Here is a 23,738-nt window from a genome sequence, read left to right on the forward strand (position 1 = left end):
TTTGGAGCCGGGATGACCAGACATTCGTCTGTTGAAAGCCGGGATTCGCGAGGGCATCGCCCGCCAGTGGGCTCCTACGGGTGTTTCGCCATGACGATGGGAGTGTTGCCGTGTTCAAGAGATCTGCCGTCTTCGCCATGACCCTGCTGCTCGGCGGCTGCGCCTCCGGCGCCAGGCCGGTCGACGCTACCGACACGCTGATGCAGCGCTACGCCGGCGATGTACCCGGCGCCTCGCTGCTGGTGCTCAAGGACGGCAAACCGATCGTGCGTCGCGGTTACGGCCTGGCCAACCTCGAAGACGGCGAGCGCGCCACGCCGACCACCAACTACCGGCTCGCCTCGGTGAGCAAGCAGTTCACCGCCGCGGCGATCCTGCTGCTGGCCGAGGACGGCCACCTCCACCTGGACGACCCGGTGCGCCGCTGGCTGCCCACGCTGCCGCAGACGACGGCCGCGGTCACGCTGCGTCAGCTGCTCGACCACACCGGCGGCCTGGTCGACTACGAGGACCTGATCCCTCCAGGCACCACCGCCCAGGTCAGCGACGACGACGCGCTACGCCTGCTCTCCGCCACGCCGAAGATCTATTTCGCGCCGGGCAGCGCGTACCGCTACAGCAACTCCGGCTACGTACTGCTCGGCCTGGTGGCGGAACGTGCCTCCGGCATGAGCCTGCCGCTGTACCTGGAGCAGCGCATCTTCCGGCCGCTGCACATGGACCACACCCTACTCTACGAACACGGCAAGGGGCCGGAAGTGGCGAACCGCGCCTACGGCTACAGCGAGGAGCACGGCCAGTGGACGCGCACCGACCAGAGCGTCACCAGCGCCACCCGCGGCGACGGGGGCATCTACTCCTCGATCGACGACCTGGCCAAGTGGGACGCCGCGCTTTACGACGACCGCCTGCTCAGCGCCGCCTCGCGCCGGCTCGCCTTCAGCCCGCACATGAAGGTCACCGGCGAGCCGTACGAGGCCAGCTACGGCTACGGCTGGCGCATCACCGGCGACACGCTGTGGCACTCCGGCGAGAGCATCGGCTTCCGCAACGTGATCGTGCGCTGGCCGCAGCAGCGCCTCACGGTGATCCTGCTCAGCAATCGCAACGATCCGGAGCCGTACCGCACCGCGCTGGCGATTGCCCAGCCCTACCTGCATTGACCGCTGCCATCACTTTCGCCCATCCTCACCGTCATTCCAGCGAAAGCCGGAGACGCATTTCAACAGTCGTAGGCTGGTCATCCAGTGATATATGCGTGCGAAGCACACGAAATGGATTTTGAGTACTTCGCACGAGTCACCCGACTGGATTCCAGCGTTCGCCGGAATGACGAGCCATGAAGCCCACCGCCATGTGCCTGACACTTCCCGCATCCCGCCTGCTGCGCATCATTGGCCTGCTGCTTCTGCTCGCCCTGCTCGCCGCCTGCGCGCCGCTGCCGCCGCGCAACCCGCTGGCGACCTGGGTACCGTCGCCGAATTACGACATCCGCCGGCCGGTGCTGATCGTGCTGCACTACACCCAGCAGCAGTCGGTGCAGCAGAGCCTGGACACCCTGCGCTCGAGCAACAGCATGGGCCCGGTCAGCGCGCACTACCTGGTCGGCGCCGACGGCCACATCTACCAGCTGGTGCCCGACCAGTGGCGCGCCTGGCAGGCCGGCCCGGGGCGCTGGGGCACCGTCACCGATCTCAACTCCGCCTCGATCGGCATCGAGCTGGACAACGACGGCGCCACGCCGTTCGCCCAGCCGCAGATCGACAGCCTGCTGCGTCTGCTCTCCGACCTCACCACGCGGCTGCACATCCCGCCCACCCAGATCATCGGCCACGAGGATCTCGCCCCCGGCCGCAAGGACGACCCCGGCCCGCTGTTCCCGTGGCAGCAGCTTGCCGCCGCCGGCTACGGCCGCTGGCCGCAGGGCGAACTGGTCGACCCGCCCGCCGGCTTCGACCCATGGATGGCGCTGGGCCTGGTCGGCTACCCGCTGGACGACCGCACCGCCGCGGTGCGCGCGTTCCACCATCACTTCCGCGGCATGCAGGGCGACACGCTGGATGACGAGGACCTGCGCATCCTTTACAACCTGGCGCAGCAGATCGTGGGCGGCGGCTGATCGAACGGAGCATTCGCACTTCAAGACGGTGTGCACAGGCATGACGCGGCCAGTATGTGCGCTGCCGCATTGCCGGCGCCGGGCGCGCCCCCAAGCCACAACCTCATCCCGGCAACTCGCCCATGCGGACGTGCGAAGCCGAGCACCGCTTGAGTCACGCGGGAATCTTCCGTGCCGGAAAATTCCCCGCCGATCTAGAACCGCAGGTTCACGCCCAGATTGACGGACCGGCCATACCGGAAATAGCCATCCGACAGCAACGGATTGCCATTGATGCTGTAGGTCTGCGGGTCGTCCAGCAGGTTCTGCCCGTCGAGGGTGAAGCTGAGCATGTCGTTGACCCTGTAGGACACGTGTGCGGTCAGCCAGGTGAGCGAATCGGCCAGTTCGTTGTAGCCGGTACCCAGCACGTTGACCGCCTTGACGAAGCCGTCGGTGTGGTCGGCATTCACGCCCAGCGACCATTTGCCCTTTTCGTACATCACGCCCAGTGAATAGGTCGCCGGGGCGATGCCCTCGAGCGGGCGCTTCTCGCCGTTCACCCAGCTGCGCGACAAGTTGCGGGTGTACTGGGCACGCACGCCGAAGCCGTTCTCCCAGAAATGCTGGAGGCCCAGTTCGAGGCCGCGGACCTTGGCGTGGTCGCCGTTGATCGGGCGCACCACGTTGAACAGGTAGCCCGGCACGCCGATGTCCTGGCCCGGCTCGAAGCTGGTGGTGATCTGGTTCTTGATGCGCTTCTCGAACACGGCCACGTTGGCGATGGAGTGGTCCGCGAAGTACCACTCCAGCGACAGGTCGCCCTGGGTGGCGGTGTAGGGCTTCAGGTTCACGTTGCCACCATAGACTTGGGTGAACTCGCCCCACGACACGCTCTCGGTGGTGTTGGTCGGCGCCAGCGTGTCCACCGCCGGACGCGCCATGGTCTTGGCGACGCCCGCACGCAGCTGCAGCTCGTCGGTGAAATGCCAGGTGAAATTCGCCGACGGCAGCAGGTAGGTGTAATTGGCGTCCTCGGTGATCGGAGTCGGCGCAGCGTACTTGGCCGTGTAGTTGAACGGGCCGTTCTCGGTGATGCTGAGGATCTTCGCGTCCCAGGCCTGGGCACTGGTGCGCGTCTTGACCAGGCGCGCGCCGATGTTGCCGTCCCAGCGGTCGCCGGACATGTCGGCTTCCACATAGAAGGCATTGGTCTTTTCGCTGACCCGGTAGCTCTGCAGCGGATTCCACGCGGGCGCGGCCATGGCGTAGTCGTAGGGGGTGCCGTCCGGACGCAGGTGGCCGTTGTAGGCCTGCAGCTGGGCCAGGTAGTTGGGCACGTCGAAGGCCAGGAAGCTGCGCGGGAAGTTGCTGTCCACGTCGCTCATGAAGTTTGGCAGATGGAAATTGTGCGAGAGCACCCCACCGCCCAGGTCGGCCACGTTGATGGCGTTGGCCTCGGAATAGTAGTCGGCGCCGCCGTTGAGGGTGTTGTTGACCAGGTCGCGCGACTTCCTGCGATCGGTCCGGGTCACGCCGAAGCGCAGCAGGTCCACGCCCCAGCGACCGACGACCAGCTTGCCGGCCACGGTGCCGCCGGTGATCTTGTCGTCGATGTTGTCGCCGCTCAGCTCCATGTAGTGGGTATTGAAGTCCGACGCGGTGAACTGGTTGTTGGCAAGGCCGGTGGCAAGGTCGCGGCCGTCGTTGAAGCGGACGTCGACATTGGGCACCGCGTTCGGGCCCAGCGTGATGCGCGCGATGTTGGGCTGGTTCATGCGCAGGACGACGTAGCTGTCCTGGCCGCCGGAATGCCGACTGGAGGTCGAGCGGTACAGGTCGCCGGTCAGGGTCAGGGCGGGCGTGACCTTCCATTCGCCGTTGATGCCGTAGAGGTCGGTGTCGACCACGCGGTACTGGGTCTGGTTCAGCAACTCCGGATTCAGCCGCAGCGATGGATCCGGGTTGTCCATGGTGAAGCCGGTGACGATGCCGTTCTGCACGGTCATGTTGGACCAGCGGCCCGGCGCGAACAGCGGATAGTAGGACTGCTGGTAGGACACCTGCGGGGAGTTCAGGCGGGTCTTCAGCCCATCCACCACGATGCGCACATCGTCGCTGGGATGCCATTCGATCTTGCCGGAGTAGGCGCGGCGTTTCTTGTCTTCCATGATCGAACCGACGCGGAACTGGCCCGGGCCGATCAGGCCGTATTCGTCCGGGTCCAGCACGCCGTTGCCGTTGGGGTCGATGTTGCCGCCCCAGGCGTTGCCCCACCAGTTGGGATCGTTGGGGTCGGGGTTGCGCGTCCAGCCGCCGTCGTTGCCGGCCACGTCGGTGCGATCCTTGCGGTCGGCGCGGACCACGCCCAGCAGGATGCCCAGCGTGTCGTTGAAGAAGGTGTTGCTGTAGGTGGCCGAGAACTTGCGCCCGTTGAGTTCGGACATCTGGTTGCGGTCGCCTTCCAGGCGCACGATGCCGTGCTGGCCCTTCTGGTCGAACGGGCTGGCCGAACGCAGGTTGATCAGGCCGCCGATGGCGCCTTCGGTCAGCGAGGCCTGGGCGCCCTTGATCACGTCGGCGCCGCTGATCACGTCGGCCGGCAATACATCGAAAGCGAAGTCGCGGCCGGCGCCGTCGGTGGCCAGGATGCGCCCGTTGAACGTGGTCAGCGTGTAGTCCGGGCCCAGGCCGCGCACGCTGACCTTCTGTCCCTCGCCGCCAGCCGTGCGCGAGATGGCCACGCCGGTGATGTGGCTGAGGGAGTCGGCCACGTTGTCGTCGGGAAACCTGCCCAGCTCGAGCGCGCTGATCGAGTCCTGCACGGTGGTGGCGTCGCGCTTCAGTTCGGCCGAGCGCGCCAGGCTGCCACGCACACCGGTGACCGTCACCGTTCCCAGTTCGGTCACGTTGCCGCGCTTTTTTGCCGTTTCGTCGGCTTGCGATATCGGCGATTGAGTTGTTTGATCGGACTGCGGTGCTTGCGATTCCTGGGCCGCCGGCGCGCTGTCCGACGTGGTTTGGGACAAGCCCGTCGCAGGCATCAGCAGGGCAAGCGCAACTCCAAAATACAGTGTGTTTCGGTGTAGGGGCGCGGCATTCACTGGCTCTCTCCTCCGGGCTGGATGGCGGACCTGTCACATAAACAACGAAATCGAGCCTATATCATGTTTCGTTTCGCATCAATAGCGAAATACAACGAAATACGGCATAATCACGCGCACCCGCAGGAGCCCCCATGGCCGCCACCCGCGATACCAGCCAGCGACGCCTCCAGATCAGCGAACTCGTCCGCCAGCACGGTAGTGTTCAAGTCGCCAGCCTTGCCCTCCGCTTCGGCGTGAGTGCGCAGACCGTGCGCAAAGATCTGCGCTATCTGGCCGAACGCGGGGTCATGGCAAGGGCTTATGGTGGGGCGATCGACAGCGGCGTGGTGGGTGGTGTTCTGACCGAACCCAACTACGAGGCGAAATTCACCCACCTGGACGAAAAACGCCGTATCGGCGTACGCGCCGCGGCGTTGATCAAGCCCGGCGACACGGTCGTCATCGACTCGGGCACCACCGGCATCCAGCTGGCCGAAGCGTTGCCGGACATCGATATCACCGTGGTCACCAACGACTTCGGCGTGCTGGTCGCGCTCGCCCCCAAGAACAGCATCACGCTGGTCATGCTCGGCGGCGAACTGCGACGCCGCAACATGGCGTTCTACGGCGGGCTGACCGTCGAGGCGCTGGACGCGCTGCACGTGGACAAGCTGTTCCTCGGCGTGGACGGATTCGACCTGGAGCGCGGCATCACCACCCATTACGAGCCCGAGGCGCTGCTCAACCGCAAGATGGTGGAGGCCTCGCGCCAGGTCATCGCCATCACGGACAGCTCGAAGTTCGGCAAGATCTGCCTGCATCGCATCATTCCGGTCAGTGCGTTGAACATGCTGATCACGGACACGGGCGCAACGGAGGACATCATCCAGGCCAGCCATCAACTCGGTTTCGAGTTGCAACTGGCCTAGGAGCGTGGGCGGTAGCAACCAAGCAGGCGAGGCAAAGCCGTTTTGAGCCAGCTGGCGTGACGGTTTGCCGGCCCATAGTGGTTCTATGGGCCAAAAACCGGCGCGGAAGATGGCCAAAACGGCGCAGCCGCAGCCGCTTGTGTTGCCGCCGCCCTCGCTCCTAGGACCCATCCTCAGCCGGCCGGTCTGGGCACGGCGAAGACACGCCTGGCGTTGGCGTAGTAGATCTTGTCGATCACGGCGCGCGGCAGGGCAAGACCCGCCACGTCGGCATGGATCATGTCCACCCGCTGGGTTTCACCGGTGGCCAGATAGCGCCAGTCGGAGCCCCACACGGCGTGCGCCTCGCGCCTGAATTGCGCAGGATCGGCATCTGCCGTGAAGGTCAGGTCGGTGCCGTACAGCACGCGGTCCTGGTAGCGGATGAAGAAATTCCGCACCTTTTCGCGATCCCGCACCGACTGGTACTGCACCTGGCTCATGCGCGCGGCCATGTCGACGGTCGCGTTGGGGAAGCGGTCGAGAAACGCGGCGATGCGGTCGACGTCGTATTCCAGGCTGGCCAGGTGCGCGCCGACGAAGCGCAGCTTCGGATGCTTGGCCACGAAGCGGTCGCGCGCGGCCATCAAGTCCTCGTAACCCGGCATGTCCGGGTGCAGGTACATGTAGTACTCCGGGTGCTTGCTGAAGTACTCGCGGTCGTTGTCGGTGGTCATCTGGTCCAGCGGCAGCCAGCAGTTGCGCGGCTCACCCTGGTGGTCGATCAGGGCCACGCCAAGCGAGCGAATCTTTTCGGCCACAGGTGCCAGGCCCGGGTCGTCGAGCATGATCAGCTTGCCTTTGGCGTCCTTCTCCACCAGGCCCACGTTCTTCCAGATCTTCACCGCGAGCGCACCCTTCGCCACGTCGCGAGCCACGCCCGCGTTGACGCGCTCGGTCCAGCCCGGCGTCCCGAAGCCCTTCATCGAGAAGGTGGTGGCCCAGTGGAAATGCACCGGGTCCTTCGCGGCGAAGGCCAGAGCGAGCTCGTGCTGCCGGGCCACGCTGGGGAAATCGGGATAGTCGACGTTGATCGACAGCAACTCGAAGCCGTCCGCGCGTGCCTGTTCGAGAAACGCCGTACCCGGCGCGTTGGCGTGGACGTGGGCGTCGTACTTGCGCACGCGGGCGAAGTCCGCCATGGAGTAGCTGTCCGAAGCAGCGGCAGTACCCGCCGCTTGCTGCGGAAGCGGCGTGGCAGCAACGGAAAGCGCAGCCGCCAGCGCGACCGCACTCATCATCATGCAGCGAATAACTCTGCTCATCGCATCACCACGAATGTATAACGAAACTATATCGCACCATATCGAAACGAAACGCTTGCATCAATAGCTGGAACTGACGCAGAATCGGAACAACCCCCCGGCTGGACACCGCCATGCCCCCCATTGGACGACGCACTGTATTGAAGCTTGTTGCTGGCAGCGTGATAGGCGGCGCGGCCTGGGCCGTTCTGCCGAAGGCGCTGGCAGCCCCGTTCCGAACCGGCAAGAGCGGCAGCAAGGGTGGCAGCGACAGTGCGGTAGCCCGGGATGCGGTGCTTGCGATCGCCTTCGACCACAACCTGCACACCCGCCTGGTGGCCCACGGCAAGCCGCTGACACCCTACCAGCCCAGCGAAAGCCTGCTGCTGGCCGACGGCGCGGTCGAGGACTTCACCCTCAGCGGCCAGCGGGAACAGCCGGTCACGGACGCGCGCCACGGCGCCGGCCACCAGACGATCGCCACCGGTCGCTCCAGCCGCCAGCTCGAGAAGGAAGTGACGGTTACGTTCTTCGACAGCCTGCCCGGCTTCGCGGTACTGCAGACCCGCTACCGCAACCTCGGCGATGCGCCATTGCAGGTCACCGGCTGGCGCAACGCCGCGCACGAGCTGGCCGATGCGCCCGGCGGGTTCTGGAGCTTCGCCGGCGCGACCCACACCGACCGCCGCGACTGGGTGCTGCCGCTGGGCGCCGGCTTCAACCAGCGCAACACGCTGGGCATGGACTCGTCCGACTACGGCGGCGGCATCCCGATGGCCGACATCTGGCGCCGCGACGTCGGCCTGGCCGTCGGCCATGTGGAACCGGTGGTGCGCCAGCTGAACCTGCCGGTGCGCAAGACCGCCGGCGGCGCGCATATCGCGGTCGAATCACCGCAGGTGTCCACCCTGGCCCCGGGCCAGACCCTGACCACCGAACGCACCTTGCTGGCCGTGCACACCGGCGACTACTTCGCGCCACTGCAGCAATACCGGCAGTTCATGCAGGCCGACGGCCTCGTGGCGCCGGAAGCGCCGGCCTCTGCTTTCGCGCCGGTCTGGTGCACGTGGGGCTACGGGCGCGACTTCAGCGTCAGGCAGATCCTGGACACCGTGCCCAAGGCCCGCGACCTGGGCTTCGGCTGGGTGGTGCTGGACGACGGCTGGCAGACCAACGAAGGCGACTGGCGGATCGACACGCACAAGTTCCCGCGCGGCGACGCCGACATGCGCGCCTTCACCGCGACGGTGCGCAGCCACGGCATGCACCCGCGCCTGTGGCTGGCGCCGCTGGCGGCCGACCCGGGCAGCGACATACTGCACGACCACGCGGACATGCTGCTGCTGGACAAGCACGGCGCCTTCCAGACCATCACCTGGTGGAACGCGCTGACGCAATGCCCGGCCTACCGGCCCACCGTCGACTACTACGTGGCGCTGGTGAAGAAGATCATCGGCGACTGGGGTTTCGAGGGCATCAAGTTCGACGGCCAGCACCTCAACGCCGTGGCGCCCTGCTACAACCCCGCGCACAAGCATGCCCGCCCCGAGGAATCCGTCGAGGGCCTGGCCGCGTTCTGGAGCGCCATCCATCAGGCGGTGCACGAGGCCAACCCGCAGGCGGTGGTCGAACTGTGCCCCTGCGGCACCGTGTTCGCCTTCCACAACCTGCCGGCCACCGACCAGTACCCCGCGTCCGATCCGCTGTCCTCATGGCAGGTGCGCAGCAAGGGCAAGACGATGAAGGCGCTGATGGCGTCGCGCAGCAGCTACGCCGGCGACCACGTGGAACTGTCCGACCACGGCGACGACTTCGCCTCCACCGTCGGCATCGGTGCGGTGGTCTCCTCCAAGTTCACCTGGCCGAAAGACACCGACCACCCTGCCGAACCCCTGCCGCCGGGCGGCTACAAGCTCACCGCGGAAAAGGAGGCGCTCTGGCGCAAGTGGGTGGCGCTGTACCAACGGCACATGCTGCCCAAGGGCGAATACCTGGGCACGCTGTACGACATCGGCTTCGATCGGCCCGAGGCGCACGCCATCGCCAAGGACGGCGCGATGTACTACGCCTTCTACGCCGACCACTTCGACGGCGCGCTGCAGCTGCGCGGGCTGCCCGCCGGCCGCCACCGCGTGCGCGACCTGTTCAACCAGGTCGAGCTGGGCGAGGTGGATGCCGGCGATCCGACGCTGCACGTTGCGTTCAAGCGCTTCGTGCTGCTGCAGGCCACGCCACTGGCGGCACAGGCATGAGCATCGCAGCGACCAGCACCGGCGCCGCGCCGCGCCGCCGCCCCTGGCTGGCCTTCGCCATCACCACCGTCGCGCTGTGGGGCGTGTGGGGCGCGCTGTCGCCGCTGTCGTCCGCGCACGGCTTCCCCGAGACACTGGTGTACGGCGTGTGGGCGCTGACCATGATCCCGCCGGCGCTGTTCATCCTGTGGCGCGGCGGCTGGGCGCTGGAGCATTCGCCGCGTGCGGTCGCATACGGCATGACCATCGGCCTGCTCGGCGCGGGCGGGCAGATGCTGCTGTTCCACACGCTGACCATCGGCCCGGCCTACTTCGTGTTCCCGATCATCTCGCTGTCGCCGGTGGTCACCATTGCGCTGTCCTACCTGTTCCTGCGCGAACGCACGGGCCGTATGGGCACGCTGGGCATCGTGCTGGCGCTGCTGGCGCTGCCGATGCTGGACCTGTCCTTCGGCCGCGGCGCAAGCGGCGGCCTCGGCTGGTTCCTGCAGTCGCTGCTGATCATGCTTGCGTGGGGCGTGCAGGCCTACTTCATGCGCCTGGCCAACCACACGGTGCGCGCCGAGAGCATCTTCTTCTACATGACCGTGGGCGCGCTGCTGCTGGTGCCGGTGGCACTGGCCATGACCGACTGGACGCAGCCAGTCAACACCGGCCTCGACGGGCCGTGGATGACCGCCGCGATCCAGCTGCTCAACGCCGTCGGCGCGTTGACCCTGGTCTACGCCTTCCGCCACGGCAAGGCGATCATCGTCGCGCCGCTGACCAACGCCGGCGCGCCGCTGGTGACCGCCGCGCTGTCGCTGATCTTCGCCAGCGTCGTGCCGGGCCCGCTGAAAATGGTCGGCCTGGTCATGGCCCTGGTCGCCTCCCTGCTGCTGGTGCTCGAGCCGGAGCGCGATCCGCCTTCCCCTTCTCCCTCCCCCGAACGGACTCCCCTCCCATGCATGTCCTGCTCGACCTCATCGCACGACACAGGCAAGGGCACGCCAGCGGCGTGACCTCGATCTGTTCGGCGCACCCCCTCGTCATCGAAGCCAGCCTGCGTCACGCACAGCGCACCGGCCAGGCGTTCGTGCTGTTCGAAGCGACCTGCAACCAGGTCAACCAGGATGGCGGCTATACCGGGATGACGCCGGCCGATTTCGTCGCCTTCGTCCACGCCATCGCCGATCGCGTCGGCTTCGAGCGTGCGCGCATCGCACTGGGCGGCGACCACCTGGGCCCCAACCCGTGGACCGCGCTGGACGCGGACGCCGCGATGGACAAGGCCGAGACGATGGTGGCCGCCTACGTCGCGGCCGGCTTCCGCAAGATCCACCTGGACTGCTCAATGGCCTGCAGCGGCGACCCCGAGCCACTGCCGGAAGCCGAGATCGTGCGCCGCGCGGTGCGCCTGTGCCGGGCCGCCGAGGCCGCCCACGCGCAGGCCGGCGACGAGGCGCCGGTGTACGTGATCGGCACCGAGGTACCGGTGCCCGGCGGCGCCACCGAGGCCATCGAGGGCCTGGCGGTGACCACGCCGCAGGCCGCTCTGGCCACCATCGAGGCGCACCGCCAGGCGTTCATGGCTGCCGGGCTGGAAGCGGCCTGGCAACGAGTGATCGCCTCGGTGGTACAGCCGGGTGTGGAATTCGACCATCACGACGTGGCGGACTACCGGCCGCCGCAAGCGCGCGGGCTGAGCGACGCCATCGCCGGTGTGCCGGGCATGGTGTTCGAGGCGCACTCGACCGACTACCAGACCCGCGACGCGCTGAGCGCACTGGTGCGCGATCATTTCGCCATCCTCAAGGTCGGGCCCGGCCTGACCTTCGCCTTGCGCGAGGCGCTGTGGGCGCTGGACGCGATCGAGCGGGAGTGGATCGAGGATTCGCGCCGGGCGCGCCTGCGCGAGGTGGCGCTGGCACGCATGCGCGAGCGGCCAGACCACTGGCGGCGCTACTACCACGGCGAAGGCCACGCGCTGGCCATCGACCTGCAGTACAGCCTCAGCGACCGCATCCGCTACTACTGGCCCGAGCCGGCGATCGAACAAGCCCGCCAATGCCTGTTCGACAACCTGCGCGCGGACCCGCCGCCGATCCCGCTGATCAGCCAGTTCCTGCCGCACGCGCTGCACGCGCTGCGCACCGGTACCGCCACGCGCGATCCGCTATCCCTCACCATGGCGCATATCGGCGCCGCACTCGACGACTATCACCATGCATGCCATGACCATGACCTCCATTGACCACCTGGGCGTGGCCGAGGCGGAGCTGACCGCCACCGGCGCGATCTGGACCGCGCGCGAAATCGAACAGCAGCCGCAGATGCTGCGGCAGACCCATGCACTGGTGGCCGGGCTGCACGCGAAGATCCGGGCCTTTGCCGCCCCCCTGGCCGACAACCCCGCCGCGCGGGTGATCCTGACCGGCGCCGGCAGTTCTGCCTATATCGGCCAGTGCGTGGCGCCGCTGCTGGACCGCCAACTCGCCGCGCGCGTCGATGCGGTGCCGACCACCGACATCGTGTGCGCCCCGCAGCTGTACCTGCAGCCGGAGCAGCCACTGCTGCTGGTCTCCTTCGGCCGTTCCGGCAACAGCCCCGAAAGCCTCGCCGCGGTGGAACTCGCCGAATCCCTGGTGCGCGAGGTGCGCCACCTGGTGGTGATCTGCAACGCCGGGGGCGCGCTGGGCAAGGCGCCGGTCGCCGAGGCCATGACCCTGCTCATGCCGGCCGCGACCCACGATGTCGGCTTCGCCATGACCTCCAGCTTCAGCTGCATGATGTACGCCGTGGTCGCCGCACTGCTGCCGGCCGGCGCGATGGACGGCCGCATCGAGGCCATTGCCGGCGCCACCGGGCGGGTCATCGGGGAATCGCTGCCGGTGCTGCGCGAACTGGCGCTCGGCCGCTACGACCGCGTGGTCTACCTGGGCAGCGGCCTGCTGCAGGGCCTGGCCCGCGAGGCATCGCTGAAACTGGGCGAACTGACCAACGGCGCGGTGGCGACCTGCTTCGACTCGCCGCTGGGTTTCCGCCACGGTCCCAAGACCTTCGTCAACGGGCAGACCCTGGTGATGGTCTTCGTATCCAACGACGCGCTGACCCGGCGCTACGACCTGGACCTGGTGGACGAGCTGCGCCGCGACGGCTGCGCGGCACGCATCATCGAGGTTAGCGCACAGCCGCGCGCCGCGTCCGGCGCGGACAGCATCGCCGTACCCGCGATGGCCGATGCCGCCGACCTGGACCTGCTGTGGCCCTACGTCGCCATCGCGCAGACCCACGCCTTCCTCCGCGCGCGCGCCATGGGCGTGGCCCCCGACAATCCCAACCCCGCCGGCGTGGTGAACCGCGTCGTCCAGGGCGTACGCCTGTACGCGCAGAACCCATGAACCTGCCGGCCTACCTCGGCGTGGACGGTGGCGGCACCAAGACGCGCTTCGCCCTGATCGACGGCGCCGGCCACCTGCTGGGCGAGGCGCAGCTCGGCACCACCTACCATCCCCACGTGGGCATGGACGGCGTGCGCGCCGTCCTGGCCGAAGGCGTGGCCGAAGTGCTCGGCACAGCCGGCCTGACGCTGGCCGACATCGCCTACGCCTTCTTCGGCCTGCCCGCGTACGGCGAGGACAGCCGCGCCACGGCGCAGCTGCAGGCCTGTCCCGCAGCGGTCCTGGGCCATCACCGCTACGCCTGCGACAACGACATGGTATGCGGCTGGGCCGGCTCGCTGGCCTGCGCCGACGGCATCAACATCGTGGCCGGCACCGGCTCGATCGGCTACGGCCGACGCCGCAGCATGGCGGCGCGCGCCGGCGGCTGGGGCGAAGCATTTTCCGACGAAGGCTCGGCCTACTGGATCGCCATGCGCGGACTCAACGCCTATTCGCGCATGAGCGACGGACGCCTGCCCAAGGGTCCGCTGCATGCCATCTTCAACGCGCACTTCCAGCTCGACAACGACCTGGACATCTGCGCCCACGTCTACGGCGGCACCGGTTACGCCCGCGGCGAACTGGCCCAGCTGTCATGCCAGGTAGCCGCGGCCGCGCTGGCCGGCGATGTCGTGGCCGCAGACATCTTCCGCGACGCCGGCCGGGAGCTGGCCTGCATCTGCGACACGCTGCGGCTGGCGCTGCGCTTCGAACCGGGCGAGCCCGTGCCGGTCTCCTACTCCGGCGGCGCCTTCAACGCCGGCGAGCTGCTGCTGGCCCACCTGCGGGAAGCGCTTTCCGCCGCGAGCCCGCATTTCGACCTGCGCCCCCCGCTGCACGTGCCCCACTACGGTGCCGCACTCTATGCCGCCAGGCTCGGGAGCCATCCGTTACACGAGCAACATGCGTCCGGCGGTTTTCAGCCACCGCTCCCGCACGGTTGACCGCGGCACAGTCTCTCCGGCTCACACTTCCAGGCGGTCGTCCGGCCGCGCCACGATCGCGTACAGCGCCGGCATCAGGAACACGCTGATCAGCAGGCGGGTGAACAGGCCGCTGACGATGACCAGCGCGAACGGCCGCTGCGTGTCGGTGCCGACGCCGGTGGCCAGCGCCGCCGGCAGCAGGCCGAGTGCGGCCACCAGCGCGGTCATCATGATCGGGCGCAGGCGCAGGATCGCTCCTTCGCGGATCGCCTCGGCCACGCCGACGCCATTGCGGCGTAGCTCGTTGACGTAGGAGATGTAGACCACCGCGGTCTGCACCGAGACGCCGAACAGCGCGAGAAAGCCGATGCCCGAGGACACCGAGAACGGCGTGCCGGTCAGCCACAGCGCGATGATGCCGCCGGCCGGCGCGGACAGCACCACGCCGAGCACGGTGATGAAGGGGAACTTGAAGTTGCTGTACAGCGCGAACAGCAGCAGGAAGATCAGGCCGACGGTGAGCGGCACGATCAGGTTCAACTGCGCGCGCGAGGCGGTGTATTCCTTGTACTCGCCGCCCCAGTCCAGCCGGTAGCCGCGCGCCAGCTTCACCTTCGCGTTGACCTGGGCGATCGCATCCTCCACCGCGCCGGCCAGGTCGCGCCCCTCCACCGAGAACTGCACGCCGATGTAGCGCGAGTTGTCCTGCCGGTAGATGAAGGAGGCGCCGCTGGTCACGCGGATATCGGCGAACTCCTTCAGCGGCAGCTGCTGGCCGCCGGGCGTGGCGACCAGGATGTTGCCGATCGCTTCGGCGTTGTCGCGGAACGACTGGTCCAGCCGCACTACCAGGTCGAACTGCTTCTCGCCCTGGATCACCTGGGTGGCCACGTCGCCGCCGATCGCGGTACGGATCAGGCCGTTGATGTCGTCCACGTTCAGGCCGTAGCGGGCGATCGCCGCGCGGTTGATGGTGATGGCCAGGCTCGGCTGGCCCAGCTCCTGCACCAGGGTCACGTCGCGGATGCCGCGTACCTGTTCCAGCACGTGCTTGATCGCCTTGCCCTTCGCCTGCAGCGTGTTCAGGTCGGCGCCGAACACCTTCACCGCCAGCGCGCTCTTCAGGCCGGTCTCGGCCTCGTCCACCGCGTCCTCGGCCGGCTGGGTGTAGTTGAAACTGATACCGGGAAAGACCTGCAGCTTGCGGTTGATCGCCGCGATCAGGTCGGCCTTGTCGTGGTACGCGCCCTTCCACTGCGCGTACGGCTTCAGGGCGACATAGAACTCGACGTTGAAGAAGCCCGTGTGATCGGTGCCGTCGTCGGGCCGGCCAAGCTCCGAGGTGACCGTGGTGACTTCGGGGAACGAGCGCAGGATGGCGCGGATCTGCGGCGCGATCTTCGCCGACTCGTCGAACGAGATGGTGTACGGCATGGTCGCGCGCACCCACAGCGCGCCCTCGTCCAGGTGCGGCATGAACTCCGCGCCGATGCGCGGCACCAGCAGCAGCGACAAGCCCAGCAGCAGCGCCGAAGCCATGGTGGTCAGCCATGCGCGGGCCAGACAGAAATCCAGCCCCCGGGCATAGACCGAGCGGATCGCCTCGAACACGCGGTTGCGCCGCTCGCGCACGCCCTTGCGCATCAGCCACGAACACAGCACCGGCAGCAGCGTCAGCGTGACGGCAAGCGAGCCGACCAGCGCGAACACCATGGTGTCCGCCATCGGCTTGAACAGCGTGCCGGACGGTCCGGACAGCACGTAGATCGGCAGGAAGCTGACCACGATCACCGCCACCGCGTAGAACAGCGGGCGGTCGACCTCCGCCGCCGCGTCGCGGATCACCTCGACGACGTTGAACTTCGTGCCCGCGCGGTCGGCGAGCTGGCGATGGATGTTCTCCACCATCACCACCGCCGCGTCGACCAGGATGCCGAAGTCGATCGCGCCGATCGACAGCAGGTTGGCCGAGGCACCCTGCAGGTCCAGCCCGATGAAGGCGACCAGCAGGGACAGCGGGATGGTGACCGCCACGATCAGCCCGGCGCGCACGTCGTACAGGAAGAAGATCAGCACCACCACGACCAGCAGCATGCCGCGCAGCAGGTTGTCCTTGACCACCTGGGTGGTGATCGTCACCAGGTCGCTGCGGTCGTAGAACGGGTGGACCTTGATGTCCTTCGGCAGGATCTGCTCGTTGAGCTCCTGCGTCTTCGCCTCGACCCGCTTCAGCACGTCCTGGGTCTTCTCGCCGGTGCGCAGCGAGATCACCCCCTCGACCGCGTCGTTCTGCTTCTCGTAGCCGAACAGGCCCAGCCGCGGCGCGATGCCGATGACCACGCGGCCGACGTCCCTGACCAGTACCGGGTTGCCGTCGTGCACCGCCAGCACCACGTTGCCGATGTCTTCCAGCGTGCGCAGCCGGCCCACGCCGCGCACGTAGTAGAACTGGCCACCCTGCGAATAGAAGCCGCCGCCGGCGTTGGTGTTGTTGGCGGCCAGCGCCGCCTGCACCTGCGTTGCGCTCAGCCCGACGCCGGCGATTTTGGCCGGGTCGAGCAGCACCTGGTACTGCATCGTGCCGCCGCCGAAGCCGGAGTCGTCCGCCACCCCGGCGACCGCGCGGTACTGCGGCTCGACCACCCAGTCCTCGAAGGTCTTCAGCTCCATCGGCGAGCGGTCGGAGCTCTGCAGCACGTAGCGGTAGATCAGCCCCGACGGCGACGACAGCGGCGACACCGACGGCTTCACGCCGTCAGGAAGTTCGAGATCGCCGAGCCGGTTGAACACCTGCTGGCGCGCGAAATAGTTGTCGGTGCCGATGTCGAAGGTCAGCGTGACCACCGACAGGCCGTACAGCGAGATCGAGCGGACGTTGTCGGTCTTCGGGATACCGGTCATGCCGCGCTCGGCCGGCACCGTGATCAGCCGCTCCACCTCCTCGGCGGTGTGCCCGGGCCACTGCGTGACGATCTCCACGCTGGGCGGCGACAGGTCGGGGTAGGCATCCACCGGCAGGCGGTGCAGCGCATGCACGCCGGCGCCGATCAGCACCAGCACCAGCAGCGCGACCAGGAAGCGTTGCGCCAGCGAGGCGCCGACGATGCGATTCATCAGCGAGGCCGCACGCGACGGCATGGGTGGCAGCTGGTCGCTCATTGGTTCTGCATGAACTGCACGAAGATGCCGCCGTCCACCACGATCCGCTCGCCCGGCTGCAGGCCGTCGCTGACCAGGTAATCGTCACCCGTGCGCGAACCCGTCGTGACGTGCCGCCGCGCGAAGCTGCCGTCGGGCTGGGCGAGATAGACGAACGGCAGGTTGTCGTCGTCGCGCAGCAGTGCCGACGCCGGAACCAGCAAGCCCTTGCTCGCCTGGCGCGACTGGATCCGCACGCGCGCGTACATCTGCTTGCGCAACACGCCCTGCGGGTTGGACACCACGATGCGCGCGGCGACCGCGCGGGTGTCCGGATTCACCACCGCGGCGATGTTGTCCACCGTGCCCGCCAGCTCGCCGCCCGGCGCGGCAGTCTCGACCTGCGCCGGGTCACCGACCCGGATCCCGGCAAGCTCCGCCGCCGGCACCTGCGCCATCACCCACACCTTCGACAGGTCGGCCACGGTGAAGCAGGGCGTGGTGCCCGCCTGCAGTAGCTGGCCGGGGGTGATCAGCTTTTCCACCACGGTGCCGGCGACTGGCGCGCGGATGATGCCCTGCACGCGCGCCACCGTGCCGCCGGACTGGATCGCCTCGATCGTGCCGGCGTCGACATGCAGCGCCACCAACGCCTGCAGCGCGGCGTCCCGATCGGCTTCGGCGCTGGCGGCGTCGGTCTGCGCCTGCTCGGCCTCGCGCCGCGAGACGCCTTCGTGCTGCACCAGATCCTTGTCGATATCGGCCAGCCGGCGCGTATTCCGCGCATTGGCCAGGGCCTTGCGATAGGCACCGATTGCGGCGGAGAAGTCGGGCGAGTCCACCAACGCCAGCGGCTGCCCCTGGCGCACCTTGTCGCCCGGGGCCACCAGCAGCCGCGCCACCGACCCGGAGAACGGGGCCAGCACGCTGGTCGCCTGGTCGTTGTCGAAATCCACCACGCCGGTGGTCTCGATCGCACGATGGAAGCTGGCCGGCGCGACGGTGAACAGATGGATGCGCTGGCGCTGCGCCGGCGTCATCGTCACGTTCTGCGGCGTGTCGGACACCGCAGCGTGCTGCGTTTCGGGCCTGGAAGAACAGCCGGCCGCAGCAAGCAACGCGCCCAGCGCGAACACGAACGCCGCGGGACGCCATGGCATCAGGCACGGCGCCGAAGATGATCTACTTTTCATCGCTGTCCCGGTTTGCCTTGGCGTGATCCGAATCGGAGAGGCGTGGCTGCGTCGCTGCGGCATCGGCCTGTGCGCCGTCCGCGGCGTTCCACCAGCCGCCGCCCAGCGCCTGGAACAGCGCCGCGGTGTCGGCGTAGCGGCTGGCCTGCGCCTGCACCAGCGCGATGCGCGCCTGCTGATAGCCCTGCTCGGCGCCGAGCAGCGACAGGTAGCCGGCGTAGCCGTCCTGGTATTGCCGCTGCGACAGATCGAGAGTGAGCTTCGCTGCATCCGCCGCCCTGCTCGCCGCCTGCAGGCCCTCGGCATCGTGCTGCAGCGCGGCCAGCGTATCGGCCACATTCTGGAACGCCGTCAGTACCGTGCTGCGGTATTGCTCGGACGCCTGCACGTAGGCTGCCTTCGCCGCACGCTCCTGGTGCAGCAGGCTGCCGCCGTGAAAAATCGGCGCGGCGATATCGGCACCGATGCCCCAGAAGCCCGTACCGCTCTTGAATACCTTGTCGATCGCCACTGCGGTGCTGCCCACGTTCGCGGTCAATGAAATACTCGGCAGCCGATTCGCGATCGCCACGCCGACATTGGCGCTGGCCGCATGCATGTTCGCTTCGGCCTGGCGCACATCGGGCCGTTGCGCCACCAGCGTGGATGGCAGGCTCAGCGGCAGTTGCTGCGGCAAGTGCAGGCGGGCCAGGTCGAACGCCTGCGCCGGCGCTTCGCCCGGCAACCACCCGGCCAGCACCGCTAGCAAATCGTTCTGCTGATCGAGCCGGGTCAGCAGCGGCGGCAGTGTGGCCTGCAGCTGGGCCAGTTGCGATTCCTGCGCGACGAGATCGAGCCGACCGGCATACCCCTTGGCCAGTTGGTAGCGCAGGATGTCCACCATCTTCGAGTCGATCGCGATCAGCTCGCGGGTCGCGGCGATCTGCCCCCGCAACGAAGCCTGCTGCACGGCCGCCGCCACCACGTTGGTACTCAGCGTGATGCGCGCGGCGATCATCTGGAAACGCACGGACTGCTCCTGCGCCTCCACCGACTCCACCGCGCGCCGGTTCAGGCCGAACAGATCCGGCGCATAGGAAATGCTGAGCTGCGGAGTGAAGAAGCTGTACAGATACTCCTGCGGCACCACCGGATAGTTCGGCCCGGGCGCCACCTGCTGCGATTGCTTTTGCCGAGTGGCCGAGAAACTGCCGTCGACGGAGGGATAGTAGGCACCGCGCTGCGCGCGGGCATTCTCGTGCGCCACCGTCAGCGCCGCCTGCGCGGCCTTCAGGTCGGCGTTGTGCGCCAGCGACTGTTCGATCAGCGCATTGAGCTCGGCGGAATGGAACAGCGTCCACCACTGCGCGGGAATGTCGCCACCCGGGACGAAGCGCTGCTGCTCTCCGCCCGCGACGTCCGCGCTGGCGGTGGTGGCCGGCAGTGGGGCAGCGGTCAGGCGGCCAACTGCGGGCGCAGCAGGCCGCTGGAAGTCCGGCCCCACCGCGCACCCGGCGAAACCCAGCACGGCCGCAGCCGCAAGCAGCGGCCGCAGCGGCAACCACGTCGCCCATGGCAACGAGCGCAGGCGTCCGACCATCGCGGCCATCACGTCGATGGTGCCGGCAAGCACTCGGACCACGGGTTGTTCATGCGGGCGCGGCTTGGCCAGAGGAGCGGAGACGCAACGATATAACGTACCAACATCGCCGCGAAACCCTGCAAGAAATTGCGTCCGGCAACGGGCGGTCAACCATGCCATTCGACGCGCTGGCCGGTCGTCGGCTTGCGTCCCGGACATCGGGACAACCGCGCAGGGACACACTGTTCGAATGGATGGCCGGGCGGACGAACCCGTCGACGATGACCTTGCGCCTACAGCCCCTTTGCCGCCTGCGCCACCGCATGGAACAGCGCCCGGCCCTTGTTCATCGTCTCTTCCCACTCGGTGGCGGGATCGGAGTCGAACACGATGCCGGCGCCGGCCTGCACGTGCAGGCGGCCACCATGGATCACCGCGGTGCGGATCGCGATGGCGGTGTCAGCGTCGCCCCACCAGCCGATCCAGCCGATCGCTCCGCCGTAGATGTTGCGCTTGGCCGGCTCCAGCTCCTGGATGATCTCCAGCGCGCGCACCTTCGGCGCGCCCGAGAGCGTGCCGGCCGGAAACGTGGCCTTCAGCACGTCCATGTAGCTGAGCCCCGCACGCACGGTGCCCTGCACCTGCGAGACGATGTGCATCACGTGCGAGTAGCGCTCGATCGCGAACGAGTCGCTCACCTCCACGCTGCCGGTTTCGCTGATCCGGCCCAGGTCGTTGCGGCCGAGGTCGATCAGCATCACGTGCTCGGCGCGCTCCTTCGGGTCGGCCAGCAACTCGGCCTCCAACGCCAGGTCTTCTTCCTCGGTGGCACCGCGCCTGCGCGTGCCGGCGAGCGGACGCACCACCACCTTGCCATCCTTCAGCCGCGCCAGGATCTCCGGCGAAGAGCCCACGATCTGCGTTTCGCCGAGGTCGACGAAGTACATGTACGGCGACGGGTTCAGCGCACGCAGCGCGCGGTACACATCGACCGGCCGCGCATTGAAGCCGACGCTGAGTCGCTGCGACGGCACCACCTGGAAGATGTCGCCGGCGCGGATGTATTCCTTCGCCTTCTCCACCATCGTCTCGAACTCGTCCCTGGTGAACGAGGACTTGAAATCGCCCTCGTCCAGCGCGACCGACTGGGTCAGCTGCGGGTACGAGGCGCCGCCCTGGCGCAGGCGGTAGACCAGCGCATCGAGCCGGCGCTGCGCCTGCGCGTAGGCGTGCGGCTGCGACGGATCGGCGTGCACGATCAGGTACAGCCGGCCCTTGAGGTTGTCGAACACCGCCACTTCCTCGGCCAGCATCAGCAGCACATCGGGCGTGCCCAGCTCGTCCGCACGGTCCCACTGCGCGAGGCGCGGCTCGATGTAGCCGATCGTCTCGAAGCCGAAGTAGCCGACCAGGCCGCCGGAGAACGCCGGCAGCTGCGGCAGGCGCGGCACGTCGTACTGCGCACGCAGCTTCTCGATTTCCGCCAGCGGATCGTCCAGGTGGCGGCGCTCGGTGACTTCGCCGGAATCCTCCACTTCCAGCTCGTGTCCGCGCAGGCGGAACACCCGCTTCGCCGGCAGCCCGATGATTGAATAGCGCCCCCAGGTGGCGCCACCCTCGACCGATTCGAACAGGAAGGTGTACGGGCCGTCGGCCAGCTTCAGGTACACCGACAGCGGCGTATCGAGGTCGGAGAACACCTCGCGCACCAGCGGGATGCGCGTGTGGCCCTGGGCCACCAGCGCATCGAATTCGTCTCGGGAGATCACGTAGGGAAGATCCGGATGGCCAAACGAGGAAGCTGCCATTGTAGGCGAAGCGCGGCCTCAGCCACTCAGCCGCTGCCGCGGCATGCCGCGCAGGCGCAGGGTGAACGCCACGCCGCTGCCGTCGTCGAGGTTGCGTGCGCTGGCGATGCCACCGTGGCGTTCGGCGACCAGGCGCACCACGTACAGGCCCAGGCCCAGGTGCGGGGCATCGCCGGGGGTGGCCTTGTCGCGCAGACTGACCAGCGAGTCGAACAGGCGCCCTTGCATCGCCGCGGGCAGCAGCGGGCCCTGGTTGGCCAGTTCGATCTCGGCGCCATCGGGCGTGCTGCGCAGGGTGATCCGCAGCCAGCCATCCTGCGGGGTGAACGACAGCGCGTTGTCGAGCAGCTTGTCCAGCGCCTGCGCGATCAGCTCGGGCGCGCAGTGCAACGGCAGCGGCGCATCGGGCAGCGTGCAGTCGAGCCGGCGCGCGCCGATCAGCGGCCGGTAGGCATCGGCACAGCCGCGCACCACGTCACGCAGATCGACGTCCTCCGGTTCGGCGGCCAGGATCGAGCGTTCCATCCGGCTCGACTCGCTCATCGCGCGCACCAGTGCGCCGAGCCGCGCCGCGCCGTCGCGGGCGCGGGCCAGGTACGGCTGCGCCTCGGCCGGCAACGCGGCATGCTCGAGGTTGTCCAGCGACGATTTCACGATCGCCAGCGGCGTGTTGAGTTCGTGCGAAAGCTTCGAGGCCAGCGTGCGCAGGTAATCGGTGTAGCTGCCGACCACCTCGAACAGCCGCTCGAAGCTGCGCGCCAGGTCGCCGATCTCGTCCGGCGCGTCGGTCATCGGGAACTTGCCGCGCTCGAACAGGCCGTCCAGACGTCCATCGTTGAGCTGCGCACGCTCAGCCGCGTTGCGCAGGCGGCCCAGCCGCAGGCTGAGTCGCGTGGCGAACAGCAGCAGGATGCCGCCGGCCACCAGCAGCACGCCGAAGCTGGTCAGCAACAGGCCGAACAATGCGCGGTTGGCCAGCAGCGGCACACTGCGGCTGGCCTGCTCCAGCAGCAGCACGCCACCGATCTGGCCGGCGTGTTCGATCGGCACCGCGGCGGCGAGTACCACGCTGCCGCGCTCCTCGCCGCTGCGCCACACCGATACCGGCTGGCCGGCACCCGCCTCCGCCACTTCGCGGGTGTCCAGCCGCGGCACGTCCTGCGCCCACAGGTTCGCATCCTCCAGCCGCGTCGCCAGCAGCGAGCGGTAGACCAGCGCGGCGAACCAGCCCGGCTGGCCGTCGCTGCCGGGCATCGTGTTCAGCCGCCCGCTGCGCGCCAGCAGCCAACCCTGCGGAGCCAGCACGCGCGCCTGCACGCGGTCGGGCACCAGCTGTGCCAGTTCGCCGGCAAGCTTGTCCGAATAGCCGAGCAGCGGCCGCGTGTCGGCGGCCAGCCGGTCGCCGCCCGCCGCCGCGTCGTACACGCCAACGCCGAGCGTACGCAGCTTGAGATCATGCGGCAGGCGCAACTCGACCCGGTAACCGCTGCCGTCTTCCTGCCACTGCGCGGCGATCAGCTCGGGCAGACCCTCCACCGGAGGATCGAGCGGCCGCGCGGTGAGCGGGCCAGGCGCCGCGCTGGCCAGCAGGTAGCGGCGCCGGCCTTCCGCGTTGCCCAGCACGAGGATCAGGTGATCGGCCGCCAGCGCGTTCGCATCGTCGGCGTCGGCGCGGGTGCGCCGGGTGTCGCGCACGTCGGCGTAGAGGTACAGCCCGTCGTCGTCCACGGCCAGCAGCAGCTTGCCGTGCGCGCCCAATGGCTGGCTCCACGGCGTCAGCGGCGCCCAGTCGTCGCCATAGCCGTCCACAGTGATCGGATTCGGCGCCTGCTGCACGTACCAGCCACGGCCCGGTGCCGGCGCCACCGCGCCGGTCACCACCAGGCTGCGCGCCACCGCATTTGCCGATGCCAGCAGCGCCTGCGCCTGGCCCTCGCGCAGCAGCGTTTCCATCTGCCGCACGTACAGCCAGCCGGCCACCGGCAGCGCCAGCGTGCACAGCGCGACCAGCAGCAGCTTGCGGCGCAGTGTCATCGGCGCCG

15 protein-coding genes are annotated in these 23,738 nt (G+C 68.3%); 8 read left to right on the plus strand and 7 right to left on the minus strand.

The window, feature by feature from the left end; genetic code table 11:
- Positions 1-137: 137 nt before the first annotated feature.
- Both UUA_RS06055 and UUA_RS06060 read left to right on the plus strand, forming a co-directional pair.
- A complete protein-coding gene (locus UUA_RS06055) occupies positions 138-1,163 on the plus strand; it encodes a serine hydrolase domain-containing protein (protein ID WP_008435146.1) in 1,026 nt (341 codons plus the stop codon).
- A gap of 176 nt (positions 1,164-1,339) precedes the next feature.
- Positions 1,340-2,119: an N-acetylmuramoyl-L-alanine amidase gene (locus UUA_RS06060; RefSeq protein ID WP_008435148.1), complete on the plus strand. Its 780-nt coding sequence runs from the start codon at positions 1,340-1,342 to the stop codon at positions 2,117-2,119.
- Positions 2,120-2,313: 194 nt separating this feature from the next.
- Here the strand turns inward: UUA_RS06060 and UUA_RS06065 are convergent, their stop codons facing one another.
- Positions 2,314-5,007, minus strand: a complete 2,694-nt coding sequence (locus UUA_RS06065) for a TonB-dependent receptor (RefSeq protein ID WP_008435149.1) — start codon at positions 5,005-5,007, stop codon at positions 2,314-2,316.
- A 329-nt stretch (positions 5,008-5,336) separates the two neighbouring features.
- On the opposite strand from UUA_RS06065, the gene UUA_RS06070 reads away from it, so the two are divergent.
- Positions 5,337-6,113 carry a DeoR/GlpR family DNA-binding transcription regulator gene (locus UUA_RS06070; RefSeq protein WP_008435151.1) on the plus strand — a complete coding sequence of 259 codons (777 nt, stop codon included), beginning with the start codon at positions 5,337-5,339 and terminating at the stop codon, positions 6,111-6,113.
- Positions 6,114-6,286: 173 nt separating this feature from the next.
- Here UUA_RS06070 and UUA_RS06075 read toward each other — a convergent pair whose 3' ends face one another.
- Positions 6,287-7,417, minus strand: a complete 1,131-nt coding sequence (locus tag UUA_RS06075; protein ID WP_039953633.1) for an amidohydrolase family protein — start codon at positions 7,415-7,417, stop codon at positions 6,287-6,289.
- Between the two features lie 140 nt (positions 7,418-7,557).
- Between UUA_RS06075 and UUA_RS06080 the strand changes: the two genes are divergently transcribed.
- From UUA_RS06080 to UUA_RS06100, 5 genes are read left to right on the plus strand one after another with little or no spacing between them, the layout of a single operon-like run.
- Positions 7,558-9,648, plus strand: coding sequence for a glycoside hydrolase family 36 protein (locus UUA_RS06080; protein WP_235605856.1), 2,091 nt, complete (start codon positions 7,558-7,560; stop codon positions 9,646-9,648).
- Positions 9,645-10,649, plus strand: a complete 1,005-nt coding sequence (locus UUA_RS06085; protein ID WP_008435156.1) for a DMT family transporter — start codon at positions 9,645-9,647, stop codon at positions 10,647-10,649. Before UUA_RS06080 ends, UUA_RS06085 begins: the two co-directional genes overlap by 4 nt.
- Entirely contained in the window at positions 10,592-11,881 is a 1,290-nt protein-coding gene (locus UUA_RS06090) for a D-tagatose-bisphosphate aldolase, class II, non-catalytic subunit (protein WP_039953636.1), read from the plus strand. Before UUA_RS06085 ends, UUA_RS06090 begins: the two co-directional genes overlap by 58 nt.
- Positions 11,868-13,028: an SIS domain-containing protein gene (locus tag UUA_RS06095; RefSeq protein WP_008435159.1), complete on the plus strand. Its 1,161-nt coding sequence runs from the start codon at positions 11,868-11,870 to the stop codon at positions 13,026-13,028. The genes UUA_RS06090 and UUA_RS06095 overlap by 14 nt, the downstream gene beginning before the upstream one ends.
- Positions 13,025-14,014, plus strand: a complete 990-nt coding sequence (locus tag UUA_RS06100; RefSeq protein WP_008435161.1) for an N-acetylglucosamine kinase — start codon at positions 13,025-13,027, stop codon at positions 14,012-14,014. The genes UUA_RS06095 and UUA_RS06100 overlap by 4 nt, the downstream gene beginning before the upstream one ends.
- A gap of 21 nt (positions 14,015-14,035) precedes the next feature.
- Here UUA_RS06100 and UUA_RS06105 read toward each other — a convergent pair whose 3' ends face one another.
- From UUA_RS06105 to UUA_RS06125, 5 genes are all read right to left on the minus strand, one after another.
- Complete coding sequence (locus UUA_RS06105) at positions 14,036-17,155, minus strand: efflux RND transporter permease subunit (protein WP_008435163.1); 3,120 nt, start codon at positions 17,153-17,155, stop codon at positions 14,036-14,038.
- Positions 17,152-18,294 (minus strand): efflux RND transporter periplasmic adaptor subunit, encoded by a 1,143-nt coding sequence (locus UUA_RS06110; protein ID WP_008435165.1) that lies wholly within the window; start codon positions 18,292-18,294, stop codon positions 17,152-17,154. The genes UUA_RS06105 and UUA_RS06110 overlap by 4 nt, the downstream gene beginning before the upstream one ends.
- Positions 18,295-18,316: 22 nt before the next feature.
- Entirely contained in the window at positions 18,317-19,948 is a 1,632-nt protein-coding gene (locus tag UUA_RS06115) for an efflux transporter outer membrane subunit (RefSeq protein ID WP_238532998.1), read from the minus strand.
- 233 nt (positions 19,949-20,181) lie between these two features.
- Entirely contained in the window at positions 20,182-21,657 is a 1,476-nt protein-coding gene (trpE, locus tag UUA_RS06120; RefSeq protein ID WP_008435168.1) for an anthranilate synthase component I, read from the minus strand.
- A 57-nt stretch (positions 21,658-21,714) separates the two neighbouring features.
- Complete coding sequence (locus UUA_RS06125) at positions 21,715-23,730, minus strand: ATP-binding protein (protein WP_008435169.1); 2,016 nt, start codon at positions 23,728-23,730, stop codon at positions 21,715-21,717.
- Positions 23,731-23,738: the final 8 nt, after the last annotated feature.

Origin of the sequence: Rhodanobacter thiooxydans LCS2, from assembly GCF_000264375.1 — a bacterium.
In the GTDB taxonomy this organism is placed as follows: domain Bacteria; phylum Pseudomonadota; class Gammaproteobacteria; order Xanthomonadales; family Rhodanobacteraceae; genus Rhodanobacter; species Rhodanobacter thiooxydans.

What these genes read in the sequence shown, in the direction of transcription:
- UUA_RS06125 (WP_008435169.1), bottom strand. Translation starts at nt 23,730, where the DNA reads ATGACACTGCGCCGCAAGCTGCTGCTGGTCGCGCTGTGCACGCTGGCG.
- UUA_RS06105 (WP_008435163.1), bottom strand. Translation starts at nt 17,155, where the DNA reads ATGAGCGACCAGCTGCCACCCATGCCGTCGCGTGCGGCCTCGCTGATG.
- UUA_RS06060 (WP_008435148.1), top strand. Translation starts at nt 1,340, where the DNA reads ATGAAGCCCACCGCCATGTGCCTGACACTTCCCGCATCCCGCCTGCTG.
- UUA_RS06090 (WP_039953636.1), top strand. Translation starts at nt 10,592, where the DNA reads ATGCATGTCCTGCTCGACCTCATCGCACGACACAGGCAAGGGCACGCC.
- UUA_RS06055 (WP_008435146.1), top strand. Translation starts at nt 138, where the DNA reads ATGACCCTGCTGCTCGGCGGCTGCGCCTCCGGCGCCAGGCCGGTCGAC.
- UUA_RS06110 (WP_008435165.1), bottom strand. Translation starts at nt 18,294, where the DNA reads ATGCCATGGCGTCCCGCGGCGTTCGTGTTCGCGCTGGGCGCGTTGCTT.
- UUA_RS06100 (WP_008435161.1), top strand. Translation starts at nt 13,025, where the DNA reads ATGAACCTGCCGGCCTACCTCGGCGTGGACGGTGGCGGCACCAAGACG.
- UUA_RS06075 (WP_039953633.1), bottom strand. Translation starts at nt 7,417, where the DNA reads ATGAGCAGAGTTATTCGCTGCATGATGATGAGTGCGGTCGCGCTGGCG.
- UUA_RS06070 (WP_008435151.1), top strand. Translation starts at nt 5,337, where the DNA reads ATGGCCGCCACCCGCGATACCAGCCAGCGACGCCTCCAGATCAGCGAA.
- UUA_RS06085 (WP_008435156.1), top strand. Translation starts at nt 9,645, where the DNA reads ATGAGCATCGCAGCGACCAGCACCGGCGCCGCGCCGCGCCGCCGCCCC.
- UUA_RS06095 (WP_008435159.1), top strand. Translation starts at nt 11,868, where the DNA reads ATGACCTCCATTGACCACCTGGGCGTGGCCGAGGCGGAGCTGACCGCC.